Below are 15,849 nucleotides of genomic sequence, written 5' to 3' on the forward strand. Positions count from 1 at the left end.
CCCTTCCCTTATCGGTAGACCAGAACGGGTATGGTCGATCTTTCAAGCACCTTGCCGGTGACGCTTCCGAGCAGCAGTGAGCTCACGCCGCTTCGGCCATGGGATCCCATGGCTATCAAATCACATCCCAAATTCGCGGCGGTGTCCGCAATGGTGCGAGCGACATCTTCGCTCCCAAGCACTAAAGTATTGCAGGAAACGCCGTGGCCATCGGCCCTAACTTTCTGCTGTGCCAACATCGCATTACACTTCGAGGTGGACGTCTTCTCATATTTTTCGCGCTGATTGAGATAGTCGATGCTGTCAACCGCCAACATATGAAATGGCTCCGTAACCGCCAGCAGCGTGATGTCGGCTCTCATATCCGCTGCAAGGGCAATCGCCTGCTCGGCGGCTTGCGATGCAAGCTTGGAGCCGTCCGTGGGAATGAGGATGTGCTTGAACATGGGTGGCCTCCTCGGCCGGGGTTAGATCACATGATGCTCTTGAACATCGAGAAACATCACCTGCTGTCATGGTCTGGCTGAGCGATGACCGGTCGGACACAGTGGTCTTGACGCGTCCGCTTTGATCGCCGGCTCCCGTAGCCTCGTCGCAGATATTCCATCAACCTGACAGTGAGCGTCACCAGGAAAGCTATGCCTCAGTGGCTCCAGAAAATGGGGAGCTTGGCCGTTTCAAGCATAGCCTGCGTCACACCGCCGAAGATGATCTCCCGCAGACGGGAATGGCTGTATGCGCCCATAACGATAAGCTCGGCAGCCACATCGACAGCATGCTGTTTCAACGTCTCATCGACGGTTCTTCCGCCGCTGGACAGGACATCCACGGCAACCGGAACGCCATGCCGCGCAAGGTAGGTGGCGATATCCGCGCCAGGCTCCTCACCACTGTTGGACTCGGTCGCAATGGGATCGATCAAAGTCACATGAACCTCGCTCGCCGTCTGCAGCATCGGCAAGGCCTGCTGAACAGCCCGAGCAGCTTCCATTTGGGAATCCCAGGCAATGAGTGCTGACCGTGGCGTCAGATTTGCAACTCGATCTCTCGGATTGAAGAGCACGGGTGTGGGCGATTGAAACAGGGCACCGTCCAGGATGCGTTTGCACAAATCCTGATCTTGCGCCGCTTGGCGACCGACAAGCGTCAGGTCAGCATATAGGGCACGCTTGGCGATATCTTCGTCAGCCCATGCAAATTCGGTGTAGAGATCCTGGGCATCATAGGAAAGGCCCGATGTCTTAAGCATGTCTTTGACGATCTCCACTTGATCGGCAAGCTTGGCAAGGTCGCCTTGACGTTCTTCCAGCCAAGCCGCGGAGATGATTTCGGCATAGCCGCCAACCGGCGGAGGCGCCGCCATTGCGACAATCGTCACAGCAAGGTGAGCGTCCGCGGATTGGCCCAGGGCGATGGCGTTCTTCAGATCCTCCTGAAAGTGATTGACGCCGACGGGAACGAGAATTGTCTTATAGCTCATGATCGTATCTCCATGCTTGAAAGTGAGCATAGGCACGATAACGTTTTCAGCATGAACTCACTTTGATCCGAGTCAACCGCGCAGCAATGATCGCTGTCGTTATAGAGGCAATGCCCTCTCGTGCTGGGGTGAACCTCTGATCGCAAAAAACCAGCGTCCCGGCGCCTGTTTCCCCAAGGTCGAATCGTAATCTTCTGTGCCTAGTCGCTTCCTTTGATCAAACGCAATACCGGGAATCCAGTTCGGTTAAATATATGGACAACCGAACGTATGCGTCGTCAGAAAGGAAGACATATGTTTCTTCGAGCTTTAGCGGTAGCGCTGGCAATAACTTCGGGATCGATGGCCCTAGTTTATGCCAGCCACAAATCGAGTACCAATACAGCGCCGGCCGCGCGGGACGATGCCTCGCAGACGCGAGACAAGAAGCCGAAGCTCGGCTATCCCGATCCTTTCATACCGCCAACGAAGGGCAATGGTTTTTGACACGCCGCCCGATGTCTCCAGTAGGACTTTCCCTCCTCATGTGACGGCTAGGTGTGCATGAGGACGGTAGAATTGCGGTTGCCGGGCCTGCAGCGATGTCACCCCTGTTGTACGGCTCGGGTCTCGCGGCGAATGAGCCATAGGCCCGGCAACATCGGCAGCCAGAAGGTAAAGCCGCGAAAGATAAGTGTCGCAGCGAGCGCTGCCTCCGCTTGCACCCCGAATAAATGCAACACGCCGACGCATGTACCCTCGAAGGAACCAAGGCCAAGCGGAAGGGGCGCAAGGGTCGCCACGACCGACGCAAGAATAAAACTCACGAAGGCTTTCGTCGGCGCGATATCCGTACCTATGGACCACAATGTGAGCCAAAGCGTCACCGCGTCGAGCAAGAAGATGCTCGCCTGCAAGGCAATCGTCTGCGCGAGAATGACGCTGTCGCCGACAATGTCACGTCTGACCGATCTCAGCACATCCGCAAGTCTTTTTGCTGGGCGCCAATCGAGAATAGATTGCGGGATAAAGCGACCTCGCGAGCGCGTAATAAGGAGCAAAACACCTGCGATGAGGATAATGACGCCGGCAAAGGCAATCGACATTGAAAGCCAAGCATCGCTCAGGTCGCCACTATGCCATAGCAGGATGAAAGCGACGATGGCCATCAGGAGATAGGCCGCGTAGTAGGAAAGCGCCGCGATCAAAAGCGCCGTCACCGCGACTGCAGAAGGAATGGACCGATGAAGCAGACCACGGACCACCATGATGCTGCCGCTTAATCCACCCGTCGGTATGGCCTGATTGGCGAAAAGCTCCACGACGGCAAGACCGAGCAGATCGAGAACACGTCTGTGAAATCCAGCTTTGGCCATAACCGTCGCCCAGATGGCGGCGGCACATGCATAGGTCGCCGCTTGCGAGACGAGCGCGATTGCGAGCCATAACGGATCGGCCGCCTCCAGCGTCGCGATGAAAATTGTGATGTCGCCATAGTGGAGAATGAAGCGGATCAGGCCGCCCAGGACGATGAGACCCACCCCCCAGCCCAGGATGAGGCTGATAGTGCTTGTCTCTCCGGACAGAGATTCGACATGGTATGGAGGCTGTTGAGCGGACCTCGCGGAATCTGCTCGATCATCCATCATCTGCCTCCACTTTGCGATGACCGCCGTACTCGGCATTGCCGTCAGATGTTTCCGCGCATGGTTTTCCATGCTGAAGCGGCGCCTTCATGGCCGCTACAGCAGGAATGCGGCCATACTCGCAAGATGGCACTTCCCGCATTGACGCGTATCAATGACCGGCAGGCGACGTCTTCCAGGAAGACATCACTGTCAGCATATCATGGAAAATGGTGCGGTGAACTTCTCGTCGCAACGATAGCTTGTCGACGCATTGGTACCGACAGCGGCGCCGTCTCGCCCGACAAAGTCTGCTATCTCATTCTAAAGGCGCGCCAGTTCGACGTGAAAGGACAGCTTTTTTGAGGCTGATCAATGCGCGCATCGATCTTCCGATCCATCGTGACGACCTTTGAAGGAGGATGACGGAGGTGGGTCAGATGGTGGCGCATATATTCCGAGGGACAAACGGCCGGGATCATGTCCTACAAAACGGCCTTAAAGTCATGGTTTCCGCCGTCCTCGTATTGTTCCTGTGCCTCTGTCAGGCTGGCGCGGCCTCCTTGGAGCAACCGTCCTTGGCGCCGATGCTTGAGCGGGTTCTGCCGAGTATCGTCAGTATCGCGGTTCGAGCACAAACAGAGTCCGACGATGAAAGCTCGTTCGTGACGCCGCGCGCCGAAAAATCCGATGCCTCCCCAAAGGACGCCGCGCCCTTGATGCACATATCCCAGACGACCGGCGCCGGCGTAATCGTCGACGCAGGAAACGGTTATATACTGACAAGCAACCATGTCATCGACAACGCCATCGATATCAAGGTCACGGTTGCCGGCGGCGGCACCCATGACGCTGCGGTCATCGGTGCCGACGCGGATACCGACCTTGCCGTCATCCAGATCAAGGCCACTGGTTTGGTGACAGCGCAATTGGGCGACTCACGAAAACTGCGCGTCGGAGACTATGTCGCCGCCATCGGCAATCCATTCGGCCTCGGGCAGACGGTGACCTTTGGAATCGTCAGCGCTCTCGGCCGAACGGGGCTTGGGCTCGAAAATTATGAAAACTTCATTCAAACCGACGCCTCCATCAATCCCGGCAACTCCGGCGGTGCCTTGGTCAATCTCGATGGAGAGGTGGTCGGCATCAACAGCGCCATTCTGGGACCGTCGGGCGCAAATATCGGCATCGGCTTCGCGGTCCCGGTCGGCATGGCCAAGACCGTCATGGAGCAGCTCATTGCGCATGGTGAAATTCGTCGTGGACAGCTTGGGGTTCTTGTGCAGGACAATGACGCCGACCTTGCGAAGGCACTAGCGATCAATGCCTCGACGGGGGCGCTGGTCGGCGAAGTTGTTCCTGGATCTGCAGGCGCCAAGGCCGGGATGTTGATTGGCGATGTTATTGTGGCCGTCAACGATATGCCGATCCGCACTGCCGGCGAGCTGCGAATGACAATCTCGTCCTTTCCGCCGGGCGTGGCGGTCAAGCTGTCGGTGATCCGCCCCAGCGGAAAAGTTGACATGACGGCAACGCTGACCTCCAGCGTGCCCGTCGCGGATGCGTCCCGCCCGGCCGCGATCGAAGGAGAAGGATTACTGGCGCTTGTCACGCTTGAGACGCTTAGGCCCGACTCGGATGCCTTCGGAAAAGTGGAAGGCGCCTTTGTGGCATCCACGATCGAAGATAGCAGGGCTGCGGCTGCCGGCCTGACGCCCGGCGACGTCATCGTCAGTATCAATCAAAAGCCGACACCCACGCCACAAATGGTCATCGACCTCGCACGAAAGGAAAAAGATCTGCTTCTGCTGGGAATCTTCAGGGATGGCCACAAACGCTTCTTAGTGGTGAGGTAAGTTGGACAAAGGTTTTCCGCGTGAGACCTCATCACTGGATCGAGGAGTTCAAGACGTTGGTTTACGTTGGCATTGGATGTCACCATCCGCTCTCCGCCAACGCCCGCACGGGCATTCTCCATCATTCCGGTGCCATCATAGCCCGGGATTGATCTCAATCAAGGCGACCGCAGCCGCTTCGGTTGATCTTGGTGATCGACAAAAGGAGGCAATGGGATGGTGGGAATTGCTCCGCCGGATGCCGTTCGCCAGGCGGTTTTTCTGCAAGTGCCGATCCGCACGCCGCCAGACAAAATGTCGGCAACCTGCCCGTGCGCAACACCGTTATCTGTTCGTGACGGGTGCCGACAGCTCCGCTTTCAGCACAACGGTATCGCTCAATATGACCGCACGTTAAACTCAGACAAGGGGTTCAGGCATGAGATGGTCGCTCAAGATCGGCATAATCGCTGGAACGGCGATCCGAGTGCATATGACTTTTGTCGTCCTGCTCGTCTGGATATGGCTGGCCCACTATCAAATCAGTGGAGCGCGAGCGGCTTGGGAAGGACTGGCCTTTGTCGTTGCGGTATTTGGCTGCGTATTGCTGCACGAGTTTGGTCATATCGCCGTTGCGCGTCGCTTCGGCATCAAGACGCCCCAGATAATGTTGCTGCCGATCGGAGGCGTGGCGACCCTCGAGCGACTTCCCAAGGAACCACGGCAAGAGATGTTGATCGCCATCGCCGGCCCGCTGGTGAACCTTGCCATAACCGCACTGATCGTTGCGGCGCTCGGAGGAACAGGAAGTCTGGACCAGGCTTTCGAGCCTCAGGATCCCCGCATCGGCTTTCTCGTTAGACTGGCCGGCGTCAACATCTTTCTTATGTTGTTTAATCTGATCCCGGCGTTTCCGATGGATGGCGGCCGAGTTCTGCGTGCCGTTCTGTGCTTCTGGCTACCCTGGGTTCGGGCCACACAGATTGCCGCAGCGATCGGACAGGGCATCGCCTTCGCGCTCGGTCTCTTCGGCTTGCTTTACAATCCCTGGCTCATCGTAATTGCGATCTTTGTCTATCTTGCCGCGACCAGCGAGGAACGGGAAGCGCAGATCGAGGATGTCGCTGCTCATGTCCGCGTGTCCGACGTGATGATTACCGAATTCGAGACCCTTTCACGCTCTGCCTCCATCGAAGAGGCTGTCGACAGGATGCTTGCGACGACACAAGGCGATTTTCCTGTCGTGGGATCTGATGGGCGCCTGATGGGCCTGCTGACCCGCAACAGCATCATCACGGCGCTGAAGGAGCAAGGGCCTGGGACGCCCGTCACTCAGGCCATGCGGAGCAACATACCGGAAATCGATTATCGCTCTCCGTTGAAGGAAGGCTTGCGGCGCATGCGGGAGGAAGATGCCCCAGTGGTAGCGGTGGTCGATGACGCCGGTTCGCTGTCCGGCCTCATCAACTACGAGACAATTGGTGAGATCTTGATGGTGCGATCGGCGGCATCCGATGATTTCAAGTTTGGTCATCTGCGCCACGGCGGATTGAAGTATCGCTTCTAGGTCCCTCCGCCGCTTAGCGAATGCAAAAATGGCTGCCGGCCGCAGATCGCACATCTATGGTATATCCGGATATCAATAAGCGGGTGTTTGCGGGAACATCAACTCGAGGGCCTCCCGCATGACCGGTGGAACGCCCTTGACGCGACGTCCGAAGGCTCGATCGATATCGATCCAGCCGCGCCTATATTTAGGCGTTTGCGTCGGCGCAGCTTTCGAGCGACTTTTTCTGTCGCTTGCCGTTTGCCTCTTCCTTTTCCAGTTGCTCCTCGGCAGCCTCGAGGAGTTCCATGGCATAGCAGGTGGCCGCATCGATATCACTCATGCTGAGCTTTGCGCCTTTGCATCTGTCTTGATCGCGCGCCTGATCTTTGCAAGAACGCGCCGTCTTTCCCCTTTGTGCGCCTGGTAGAGAGCCGGCAACGCTGTCAAAGCGATCGTCTCAAGCACTTCAGCCAGAATACCCCATAAAGCTCCTTACCGGTCATCATACCATATAACCCTTGCAAATAACGGAAGGTGCCCCTCACCACGGAGCCCCTTCCTGTTATCGGTAAGGATTCCAAACAGCCCCTTTCCGCCTGTCACCGACCGGCTGAATTGCTGCCGAGCAAAGTTCGCCGGGTGCTTTCAGGGATGTGGAATCTAATGGATGATGAAAGTTTTGCTTGAAGCAGCCTTTTATTGCGCCCTGGTGATGGGGGAAATTTCCTCTGCTTTTGATTCCGATCAAAGCCGTCGCAGGAAGTACGGCGCATTGTTCGACGTGAACCAAAATTCATGAAGGATTGAGACGATGCTGAGAGCCAAACGCGATACCCTCGGCGGCGCGCCCTCCAAGGCCATTCCCTCGTTGGGTGAGATAGAAGGTCGCATAATGATCCTTGAGCTACTCGCGCAAACCGCTCTCACCCGCCTTATTCGGCTTCATAGCTCCGAAGAAAAATCTGAGCTCATCAGAGCGATCAGGCACGCGATCGATCGAAAATGCCACGATGCTAAGCTTTGTGGAAGCGACAGAGAGTCCGCAGAGCAATATGCGGAGGAATTGCTGGCATGTGCGCAGGAGCAGGCAATCGATATCAGTGCAACCCGTGAAAGCGCCTGACGCGGGACATGGTAGTCAGAAACCATCGTCAAAGAAAGCTCTGCTTGCCTCTCACTAAACAAGCGGCGCTACCAGTGGCTGAATTAGGGGATCATCTATGTTGGCAAAAGACATCATGACTAGGAACGTCATCTCGGCCACACCGGCAATGAGTGTTCGAAATGCCGCGCTACTTATGCTCGCAAACGGCGTTAGCGGCCTTCCAGTGCTTGACGACAATGGAGCCGTTTGCGGCATGTTGACAGAGGGGGACCTGATCCGCCGCATTGGCGTAAACTGGGCTGCAAAGGACGCTCGAGAGCGTGACGATAAGCAGGGATTGAACACCTACATCCGAACCTATGGTTGGTCGGTCGAGGAAGCAATGACTAGAAATGTCGTAAGCATCGCCCCTGAGACGGACCTCGGGCTCGTCGGCAAATTGATGCTTGAGCACAACGTCAAGCGAATTCCGGTCATCGACCATGGGCACCTTGTCGGTATCGTCAGTCGATGCGATCTGCTCGGCCTGGTCATCGATGCACCTCCGGAAAAAATCGCAATGGGTGATGACGCCATAAGACTGGCCGTCGCAACTCGACTAGCAACGGAGCTTGGCCTCAGCAGCGACAAGGTCACCGTTATTGTCAAAGATGGTCAGGTCTATGTGGAAGGAACAATAGAAACGAGCGTTCAACGGAAGGCGATCAGGTCACTGATAGAAAATATCGGCGGTATTGGCGCATTTGTTGATCAGACGAGGCTTCCTGTTCACACAACGTCAAATTGATCCTCGGGCATAGCCATTCGATGACTCAAGACCTACTCACTGTCAAAGACAACTCTTTCCGTTCACGATTGTCGGATCGCCTCGCTCTTTTGCGGGAACACCCACTCGCCCGTGTTGGACCGGGCCTCATTACGGGCGTCGCTGACGACGACCCAGGCGGCATCGCTACTTATTCACAGGCCGGCGCCCAATTTGGTCTGAATATGCTCTGGACAATGCCCATATCGTTTCCAATGATGGCGGTGGTCCAATCGACCTGTGCTCGCATCGGCCGCGTCACGGGACAGGGATTGGCGGCAAACATAAAGAGGACATTTCCCCCCGTGGTCTTGTTGGGGGTCGTGTTTTCGCTTCTTGTCGCCAACATGCTGAACATCGCCGCCGACGTTGCCGCGATGGGCGAAGTTGCGGAGCTTGTTACAGGACTCGATCGACATTTGATGACAACGTTGTTCGTCTTTGGAACGCTCGCGATGCAGGTGTTTATTCCGTATCACCGCTATGTAGGTTTCCTAAAGTGGCTAACCGTTTCCCTACTGGCTTATGCGGCGGTCCTCTTCACGGTTCGGGTCGACTGGAGCCAGGTTGTGCTGCGGACGATCTGGCCGACAGTCACGATAACATCGAGCTACTCTGCCGTCGTCGTCGGGGTCTTCGGCACCACCATCAGCCCCTATCTGTTCTTCTGGCAGGCTTCGGAAGAAGTTGAGGACATGAATTCACAAAATAGTGGAACGGCACTGGTTAATAATCCCGCGGGGGATGTCCAGGAGCTCCGTCGAATTCGCTGGGATACTTGGAGCGGCATGCTTTACTCCAATGCAACGGCTTTCTTCATCATATTGGCCACTGCGGCGACACTGAATGTCGCGGGTATCACCCATATCGACACTGCCGCGCAAGCAGCGAGCGCGTTGCGCCCGCTTGCCGGATCGTTAGCCGCACTCGTTTTCGCGCTTGGAATCTTGGGAGTCGGTTTGATTGGCGTGCCCGTTCTCGCCGGCTCGGCCGGTTACGCGTTTGCCGAAGCCATGGGATGGAGGTTCGGGTTGGAACGGGCACCAAGGGACGCGGGAGGCTTCTACGCGGTAATCGCCATAAGCGTACTTCTGGCATTGGGTATTCAATATTCACCGATCACGCCGATGAATGCCCTATTCTGGAGTGCTGTGGTGAACGGCCTTCTCGCCGTTCCTTTAATCATTGTAATTCTAATGCTGGCGTCCAATCCGAAAGTTATGGGCCGCTATACCATCGGGGACGCTTCGAAATGTATCGGGTGGGCGACCGTTGCGGTGATGACAATCGCGGCCATTACAATGTTCCTCCCTTGACGAAAGTTGGCGCGCACTTGGCGGGATGCGCGCATCCTCGTGGCACGTGGCGCCATAAATGCTGCGCAGAACTTGGTCGCTCTTGTGCACTGGCATGCTGACCGCCCGAAAGATTTGGGGGTGCAGCGCAGGACTGCAATCATTGACGGGATATGCGATTGGGGCGCCATCAACTTTCAGAAATTCAGGACAAGTCGAATTGGCGTCGCCAGACCCCAGAGAAAGACGATCAACGTTGCTCCCAAAACTGCAACGGACCTCCAGATCGATTGATAAAGGATGTGCATGGCAGACGATCCAAGTATTTGAGTGTCTTCCTCACTTTGTGTGGAGATCGGCCAATTTGATTGGCATCATCCGTGAACCGCCCCCAAACGTTGGACCAGCGAAGGCTGGAGTTTTCCGGCTTCGGGAGTCGTGCTGGTTGCGCTTCCCGAATTTATCAGCGATATCGGCACCTTGTTGCCGATCGCGCCATGAGGCCGTTCTTCGTTATAGTATCTACGCCAATCCTCCATCTTTTCGCGGGCATCCGCAAGGGTCAGAAACCAGTGCTGGTTCAGGCATTCGGCACGGAAGCGGCCGTTAAACGCTTCTATAAAGGCGTTGTCAGTCGGTTTTCCAGGGCGTGAGAAGTCCAACGTGACGCCCTTGGCATAGGCCCAGAGATCAAGATCGCGAGACACGAACTCGGTCCCCTGATCGACACGGATCGTCTTGGGATAGCCAACTTTCCGACATACTCGTTCCAAGGTTTGCACGACATCTTCACCTCGATAGCTGTGACGCGGATCGAGCACCGGCACATAGCGTGAGAAGGTATCCACCACCGTGAGCACCCGCAGTTTCTTGCCGGTCGCGAGTTGGTCGTGAACGAAGTCCATAGCCCAGACATCGTTCGGACCGACTGCCATTTGCCGATCCTCACAGATCTCACGGATACGACGTTCCAGACCGGCCTGATCGGCACGACGAGAGGTGTAGTGGTAGGTTGACCGATCGAAGTTCAGCGCCCCACAGGCACGCCGGATCGAGATCGCCCAATCCCGGCACATGCCCTTCACCATCTCCCGCTTGCGAGCAGGCCTTAGAGCTTTCGGCGAATGACGTCCTGCAGCATCTCACGGTCGAGCGTCAGGTCCGCGACAATCTTCTTCAGCCGCGAATTCTCATCCTCGAGCTGCTTCAGCTTCTTCATCTCCGGCGGCAACATGCCGGCGTATTTTTTCTTCCAGTTGAAATAGGTCGCCTGGCTGATCCCCGCCTTCCGGCAGATCTCTGCGACCGGAACACCCTCATCACCCTGCTTCAGAATGAACGCCTTCTGTGCGTCCGAAAATTGCGATGCCTTCATCGTCTTCCGTTCCTTTCCCAGCCAGGAAAATCCACCGGAAAACTCTAGCTAAAACTGGTCCAGTTTGAAGGGTTCAGGTCAGTTCAGGTCAGGGCTATTTTCATCAGGATTGGAAATTGGTCTACGACAGCTACCTCGACGCTATTGAGGACTTCGTAAAGCATGCGTCATCTCAGGAACTTCAAGCGGTCTTTGATGTAGTCGACCCATATCTTGCAAGTGATAATTGTGACTATTTCGATATCAGCCTGTTCGGAGGCGATTACCGTCTCGAAGACGACGGAATCTCCAATTCTGACTTCCTGAATGCGATTAAGCGATCTATTGAGCAGAAAAAGGCATCGCTTTCCAATATCTGAAGCGATGAAACAGGACGTTGTTGCGTTCGATCTCGCCGCGGAATTTCCAAGCGGCTTGCGCGAGCTCACAGATCGTTCCAGTTACCTTCGTAAGCGCACACAGAGCTCAACGACCTCGCCGTCGCAGCAAGCTCGCTCCTGGCAGGGGAGTGGCGATTACCCCGGCTTTGATAACTACGCGGATGTTATGCTTTCTGGTGGAAGTTATGTGGTGGGAGCCGCACCGGGCCAATCACCCTACTATACTAGCCTGCAGGGATACTTGGGCACCGGCGGCACTGAGAAGGGGTATTATGGCGCACTTCAAATAGCGCCCAATACCAATCCAGCCTATCCACCTTATCGAAGTGGCGTTGCGGTATATCAAGTGATCGGGAATACGTCGGCTGCATTCAGTTCTGCAACAACCGCGAACCCTGATTGGGCAACGGCGGAGATCCGCAATTCTTTATACCAAGCTACAAGGATTCCCTGGTGCCGCTGTTTTCCATTCCATTCAAGGATTAAACAATGGTTTGCAACATTGACAGGAACGACGGTTCCATTCTCTTGGGAGAGCGTCGTGTGCTCGCTCGGAACGAACAGCTTTCTCAGGTTCTCGGGATGGGGCTTACGGTATGGAATGATTTGGAGGTCAATACCGGCTGGCGACATATTTCGATTAAGGATATTTTCATGCTTGGAAGGCCGGCCGCCGCAAGATTAAGCTTTTTCAGAGAAGAGTTGAAAAAAGTTTCCTTCATGCTGCTCGATCGAAACCGTGCTGAACCCGATCAAGTGCGTCGCCACTATGACGAGATCTTGATGGCTGAGTTTGGCAATCCGCAGGAAAGACACCCCCACGGGATGACTGCCTACATTCTGCCATGGGGCCGCATCGAAACAGCATATGATCTGCACAACAATCAGTGGAGTATACTGCTAATTTGGATCTGACATTCCGTCGATCTAGCCCCAAATAATGGACTCGAGTTCCTGATTTGCCGATCAGGCCTACAGGATCTCAAATTGACAGCGAACCAGGACTTATCTGTTCAGGGTCAAGTGGTGAGAATCAAACTCGCACTGAACCGATGGCAGTGTAGACACCGGAAATGCGAGCGACGAACTTTCACCGACAGGTTGCCCGAGATTGCTTCACCCTACATGCGACGAACTGAGCGGATGGCTGAGATTGTGGGCTTGGTTGGCCACAGGATGGCGGGCTCTGTTGCAAAAAATCGGCTGATCGATGGCCACCTTGATCGGAGTCGAACCTCAGGCGCTGTAGTTTGGCGTCTATTGCAGTTGATGGGAATCGAACCTAAGGCCAATTTGTTATCGAAACCGTCGAAGTTTCAAGAATGCTCGAGTCTGGAGACTGAAGCGAAATTCTCACGCGCTAGCGCCACAATGCCGATATTGGGACAGCGGACAAACGTTCCCCGAAAGGGATCACCCTGTCATGGTCGTACAAGACGATACCCGAAACAAACTTTTCTCCGGATGCTTCGGCCAAAATTCGCAACCCCGAAAAATCGGAATTCGAGACGGTTGCTGCCGCTTTTATCTCAATACCGACGATCCGCCCTCTTCTATCTTCGATGACGATATCGACTTCGTTCTGCTGCTTGTCCCGAAAGTGCGAAAACTCGAAGCGGGTTTGCCCACCGCTGGCGAGTTTGAGGATCTCCCCAAAAACAAAAGTCTCCAGTAACGCCCCGAACTGGCCCCTGTCGTCGCGGAGGCGCTCAAGAGAGAGATCGCGAAGGGATGCGAGAAGACCAGAATCGAGGAAATGTATTTTCGGCGTCTTGGTCAGGCGTTTCAGTTTGTTGGAAAACCAAGGTTGCACGGTTCGAGCGAGGAACAGGCTCTCGAAGATTCCGACGTATTTTTGCGTTGTGATGTGGTTCATCCCGATGGCAGCCCCGATCCCGGAATAGTTCACGAGCTGGCCCGAATGCTCTGCCAGAATGCGTAGCAGTCGCGGCATTTGAGCAATCTGCTCGATTTGCGCGATATCGCGAACGTCGCGTTGAACGATCGCCTGGATGTAATCCGCATACCAGTCCTGTCTGCGGCTCAAGGTTTTGCGGCCCAATGCCTCGGGATATCCACCGGCCAGAACCGCAGCCATCAGGTCGCCTCCGACGATTGGTTCTCCGGCCTTTGCTTCGTTTTGAAAGGCGTCCTGCAGGAAGCTGCTGCCGGCCCTTCTGATCTCGCTTTGCGCAAGCGGCAGCAATCGAACGACCTCCATGCGCCCTGCGAGCGAGTCTGCCACGCGTGGCAGCGTCATAAGATTGGCTGAACCGGTCAGGAGGAAACGCCCTGGGCGCTGGTCGGTGTCCACACTCTCCTTGATCGCCAACAACAGCTCGGGAGCGCGCTGAATTTCATCGATAATGGCGCGGTCCATACCCCTTACAAAGCCAACTGGATCCTGTCGCGCTGCCTCCAGGGTCGTCCCATTGTCCAGCGTGTAATACTCCATCCCCTCGTTGGCCATCTTCTTGGCCAACGTCGTTTTGCCTGATTGTCGGGGACCTACGATCAGAACGACTCGCGTGTCTGACATGGCGTCGGCAACGCGTTGCTCAACGAGCCTTGGATACAGCGCCATAGCTTCATTCCATTGGTGACCGTTTGAAACTACGGCGATGACCGATTGAAAGTCAAGTCTTGACCAATTGAAATTCAAGTGGCGGCCAGTTGAAACAACAAACCAAAGGTCGGTGGCTTGCTAGATAGCGATATGAGGTAGGCGAGAGGCCATCGCATCCCCAAGCCCACCAGCTTTTAACAACGGAAGTAATGCAGCTCTTGAAGGGGTACGAACCGAGGACTATCCAATTTCTAAGAGCTTTACAGGCTAAATATCCACGAGAATGTCTTGCCATACACCATAACTAGCTAGAATGAGCTCGACTGCACGCAAACGTCGGTCATCGAGGTGAGCATGCTCGCGGATGTCCTTCGACGCGCTGGTGTTTTGCCACTGGTTCGGGCCGCCCAAAAAGCCATGCGCGTTAGGTGGTGCCAACGTCCGAGACGATGCAAGTGGTCTTCACGCAGCCCGAGGCGACGGGGACCGGCCTCAGGATGGCCTGATTGCGTCAGGCTCGTTAACCTCGTACTCGATCATCCGATCTGTATACAAATCCCTTTGGCGCCGTTGAGCAGCCGCCTCAAATGATAGCTGGCGAGCGGATCGTCTGCGTGTGCGCCAACCAGAGCGGCGAGGGCTGGTATGGCAGCGGCTTCATCCTGCTCAAGCTTCATAAAGGCCGTTGCATACTGCGCCGTAATCGGCGCATCAAACTCTTTGATCGATAAAGGCTGGTAGGCGCGCAATGACTGGCTCCGTCCGCGCAGCACAAGATCGCCAATCGGTCGTCCTCGGAATTCCTCTGCCGCACTCGCAACACTTTCGCTGACGCAAATCCGCGTGCCCAGCGTCTTGTTTGCAGCCTCCAACCTCGCAGCCGTATTGACCGTGTCGCCGTAGGCGGTGAAATCGAAGAAGCGATCGCCGCCGAAATTCCCGACCAGCGCCGGGCCTGCGTGAACGCCGATGCGTGTGACCCCGAAATCAACGCCTTTCCGCTTCCAGCGTTCGCGAAACGCCTCCGCCCATTGATCCAGCGCCTGAGCGCAGGCGATGGCGCGGGTCGCATAGTCGACCTGATCGCCAGGCGCATTGAACAGCACCTGAATGGCATCGCCAATCACTTTAGCCACCGTTCCTTCGTGCGCGAAGACGACATCCGTGAGACCGCCGACATATTCATTGAGCAATTCAGCAAGCACTTCGGGAACGGCTGTTTCGACGAGTGCGGTAAAGCTCGTGATGTCCGTGAAGATTACGGCGATGTCGAGCCAGCGGACCTGCATGTCATCATCATTCCCACCTGTAGAGAGGCGCTTGGCAAGTTCAGGCGAAAAATAACGCGACAACGACGCATGGGCGCGCTCCGCTTCCGCTTGGCGACGGCGTGCCTCGCGCAGGAACTCGACGTGACGGATGGTCTTCAGGATCGTCGCTTCCAGATCGGCGAAATCGATTGGTTTGGTCAGAAAGTCGAACGCACCGCGATTCATTGCGGTTCGTATATTACTCATATCGCCATAGGCCGAGACGATGATGGCCGACTTCCTGTCCTCTCGCTCCTGCAGTTTCGCCAGCAGTGAGAGGCCATCCATGCGCGGCATGTTGATGTCCATGAGCACGAGATCGACATGGGGATGCTGCTCGATCGCCTGAAGCGCATCGATACTGTCATGCGCGAACACGAAACTGATGCGTCCGTCTCTGATTTGTCTTCGGAATTTCCGCAGAATAAGCGTCTCCAGGTCTGGCTCGTCGTCGACGACGAGAATGGTTACAGTCATGCCGCCGCTCCAGATCTCGTCTGGATGAAACGGTGTACTCGGCTGAAGTCGATCGGTTTCGTCACCAG

The 15,849-nt window shown here is 55.7% G+C and carries 16 protein-coding genes and 1 pseudogene; 10 read left to right on the forward strand and 7 right to left on the reverse strand.

The annotated features are described in order from the left end of the window. Positions 1 to 8: 8 nt before the first annotated feature. Both QA646_RS30130 and QA646_RS30135 read right to left on the reverse strand, forming a co-directional pair. Entirely contained in the window at positions 9 to 446 is a 438-nt protein-coding gene (locus tag QA646_RS30130) for a universal stress protein (RefSeq protein ID WP_283061058.1), read from the reverse strand. Between the two features lie 197 nt (positions 447 to 643). Beyond that, a complete protein-coding gene (locus QA646_RS30135) occupies positions 644 to 1,480 on the reverse strand; it encodes a universal stress protein (RefSeq protein ID WP_283061059.1) in 837 nt (278 codons plus the stop codon). A gap of 294 nt (positions 1,481 to 1,774) precedes the next feature. Here QA646_RS30135 and QA646_RS30140 point away from each other — a divergent pair, with 294 nt between their 5' ends. Further along, positions 1,775 to 1,966: a hypothetical protein gene (locus QA646_RS30140; RefSeq protein ID WP_283061060.1), complete on the forward strand. Its 192-nt coding sequence runs from the start codon at positions 1,775 to 1,777 to the stop codon at positions 1,964 to 1,966. Positions 1,967 to 2,064: 98 nt separating this feature from the next. Here QA646_RS30140 and QA646_RS30145 read toward each other — a convergent pair whose 3' ends face one another. Then, the gene (locus tag QA646_RS30145) at positions 2,065 to 3,105 is read right to left on the reverse strand and encodes a lysylphosphatidylglycerol synthase transmembrane domain-containing protein (RefSeq protein WP_283061061.1); all 1,041 of its coding nucleotides are present in this window, start codon (positions 3,103 to 3,105) and stop codon (positions 2,065 to 2,067) included. A gap of 566 nt (positions 3,106 to 3,671) precedes the next feature. Here QA646_RS30145 and QA646_RS30150 point away from each other — a divergent pair. Both QA646_RS30150 and QA646_RS30155 read left to right on the forward strand, forming a co-directional pair. Then, on the forward strand, positions 3,672 to 4,940 hold the full coding sequence (locus QA646_RS30150) for a trypsin-like peptidase domain-containing protein (protein ID WP_283061242.1): 1,269 nt from the start codon (positions 3,672 to 3,674) through the stop codon (positions 4,938 to 4,940). A gap of 418 nt (positions 4,941 to 5,358) precedes the next feature. Next, positions 5,359 to 6,486, forward strand: a complete 1,128-nt coding sequence (locus tag QA646_RS30155; RefSeq protein ID WP_283061062.1) for a site-2 protease family protein — start codon at positions 5,359 to 5,361, stop codon at positions 6,484 to 6,486. A 187-nt stretch (positions 6,487 to 6,673) separates the two neighbouring features. On the opposite strand, the gene QA646_RS30160 is transcribed toward QA646_RS30155, so the two are convergent. Beyond that, positions 6,674 to 6,808, reverse strand: coding sequence for a hypothetical protein (locus QA646_RS30160; protein ID WP_283061063.1), 135 nt, complete (start codon positions 6,806 to 6,808; stop codon positions 6,674 to 6,676). 327 nt (positions 6,809 to 7,135) lie between these two features. Here QA646_RS30160 and QA646_RS30165 point away from each other — a divergent pair, with 327 nt between their 5' ends. From QA646_RS30165 to QA646_RS30180, 4 genes are all read left to right on the forward strand, one after another. Beyond that, the gene (locus QA646_RS30165) at positions 7,136 to 7,267 is read left to right on the forward strand and encodes a hypothetical protein (RefSeq protein ID WP_283061064.1); all 132 of its coding nucleotides are present in this window, start codon (positions 7,136 to 7,138) and stop codon (positions 7,265 to 7,267) included. Positions 7,268 to 7,279: 12 nt separating this feature from the next. Then, positions 7,280 to 7,591: a hypothetical protein gene (locus tag QA646_RS30170; protein WP_283061065.1), complete on the forward strand. Its 312-nt coding sequence runs from the start codon at positions 7,280 to 7,282 to the stop codon at positions 7,589 to 7,591. A 97-nt stretch (positions 7,592 to 7,688) separates the two neighbouring features. After that, complete coding sequence (locus QA646_RS30175) at positions 7,689 to 8,360, forward strand: CBS domain-containing protein (protein ID WP_283061066.1); 672 nt, start codon at positions 7,689 to 7,691, stop codon at positions 8,358 to 8,360. A 20-nt stretch (positions 8,361 to 8,380) separates the two neighbouring features. Beyond that, positions 8,381 to 9,694, forward strand: coding sequence for a divalent metal cation transporter (locus QA646_RS30180; protein WP_283061067.1), 1,314 nt, complete (start codon positions 8,381 to 8,383; stop codon positions 9,692 to 9,694). A gap of 353 nt (positions 9,695 to 10,047) precedes the next feature. On the opposite strand, the gene QA646_RS30185 is transcribed toward QA646_RS30180, so the two are convergent. Further along, a protein-coding gene (locus QA646_RS30185; RefSeq protein WP_283061068.1) for an IS3 family transposase occupies positions 10,048 to 11,048 on the reverse strand; the annotation gives its coding sequence in 2 pieces (ribosomal slippage) (positions 10,048 to 10,787 and positions 10,787 to 11,048; 1,002 coding nt in all). Positions 11,049 to 11,164: 116 nt separating this feature from the next. Between QA646_RS30185 and QA646_RS30190 the strand changes: the two genes are divergently transcribed. The 3 genes and pseudogenes from QA646_RS30190 to QA646_RS30200 all read left to right on the forward strand — a co-directional run. Then, complete coding sequence (locus QA646_RS30190) at positions 11,165 to 11,407, forward strand: hypothetical protein (RefSeq protein WP_283061069.1); 243 nt, start codon at positions 11,165 to 11,167, stop codon at positions 11,405 to 11,407. 510 nt (positions 11,408 to 11,917) lie between these two features. Beyond that, positions 11,918 to 12,343, forward strand: a complete 426-nt coding sequence (locus QA646_RS30195; RefSeq protein ID WP_283061070.1) for a hypothetical protein — start codon at positions 11,918 to 11,920, stop codon at positions 12,341 to 12,343. Positions 12,344 to 12,421: 78 nt separating this feature from the next. Further along, positions 12,422 to 12,601, forward strand: a pseudogene (locus tag QA646_RS30200) (ISL3 family transposase); the annotation flags it as partial. 187 nt (positions 12,602 to 12,788) lie between these two features. Here QA646_RS30200 and QA646_RS30205 read toward each other — a convergent pair. After that, on the reverse strand, positions 12,789 to 14,012 hold the full coding sequence (locus tag QA646_RS30205) for an ATP-binding protein (RefSeq protein WP_283061071.1): 1,224 nt from the start codon (positions 14,010 to 14,012) through the stop codon (positions 12,789 to 12,791). Between the two features lie 518 nt (positions 14,013 to 14,530). After that, a complete protein-coding gene (locus QA646_RS30210) occupies positions 14,531 to 15,781 on the reverse strand; it encodes an adenylate/guanylate cyclase domain-containing protein (RefSeq protein ID WP_283061243.1) in 1,251 nt (416 codons plus the stop codon). Positions 15,782 to 15,849 lie beyond the last annotated feature (68 nt).

Source organism: Rhizobium sp. CB3090, from assembly GCF_029714285.1.
Lineage (GTDB): Bacteria > Pseudomonadota > Alphaproteobacteria > Rhizobiales > Rhizobiaceae > Rhizobium.

What these genes read in the sequence shown, in the direction of transcription:
- QA646_RS30165 (WP_283061064.1), top strand. Translation starts at nt 7,136, where the DNA reads ATGATGAAAGTTTTGCTTGAAGCAGCCTTTTATTGCGCCCTGGTGATG.
- QA646_RS30145 (WP_283061061.1), bottom strand. Translation starts at nt 3,105, where the DNA reads ATGGATGATCGAGCAGATTCCGCGAGGTCCGCTCAACAGCCTCCATAC.
- QA646_RS30150 (WP_283061242.1), top strand. Translation starts at nt 3,672, where the DNA reads ATGCTTGAGCGGGTTCTGCCGAGTATCGTCAGTATCGCGGTTCGAGCA.
- QA646_RS30135 (WP_283061059.1), bottom strand. Translation starts at nt 1,480, where the DNA reads ATGAGCTATAAGACAATTCTCGTTCCCGTCGGCGTCAATCACTTTCAG.
- QA646_RS30195 (WP_283061070.1), top strand. Translation starts at nt 11,918, where the DNA reads ATGGTTTGCAACATTGACAGGAACGACGGTTCCATTCTCTTGGGAGAG.
- QA646_RS30180 (WP_283061067.1), top strand. Translation starts at nt 8,381, where the DNA reads ATGACTCAAGACCTACTCACTGTCAAAGACAACTCTTTCCGTTCACGA.
- QA646_RS30170 (WP_283061065.1), top strand. Translation starts at nt 7,280, where the DNA reads ATGCTGAGAGCCAAACGCGATACCCTCGGCGGCGCGCCCTCCAAGGCC.
- QA646_RS30130 (WP_283061058.1), bottom strand. Translation starts at nt 446, where the DNA reads ATGTTCAAGCACATCCTCATTCCCACGGACGGCTCCAAGCTTGCATCG.
- QA646_RS30205 (WP_283061071.1), bottom strand. Translation starts at nt 14,012, where the DNA reads ATGGCGCTGTATCCAAGGCTCGTTGAGCAACGCGTTGCCGACGCCATG.
- QA646_RS30155 (WP_283061062.1), top strand. Translation starts at nt 5,359, where the DNA reads ATGAGATGGTCGCTCAAGATCGGCATAATCGCTGGAACGGCGATCCGA.
- QA646_RS30140 (WP_283061060.1), top strand. Translation starts at nt 1,775, where the DNA reads ATGTTTCTTCGAGCTTTAGCGGTAGCGCTGGCAATAACTTCGGGATCG.
- QA646_RS30175 (WP_283061066.1), top strand. Translation starts at nt 7,689, where the DNA reads ATGTTGGCAAAAGACATCATGACTAGGAACGTCATCTCGGCCACACCG.
- QA646_RS30160 (WP_283061063.1), bottom strand. Translation starts at nt 6,808, where the DNA reads ATGAGTGATATCGATGCGGCCACCTGCTATGCCATGGAACTCCTCGAG.
- QA646_RS30210 (WP_283061243.1), bottom strand. Translation starts at nt 15,781, where the DNA reads ATGACTGTAACCATTCTCGTCGTCGACGACGAGCCAGACCTGGAGACG.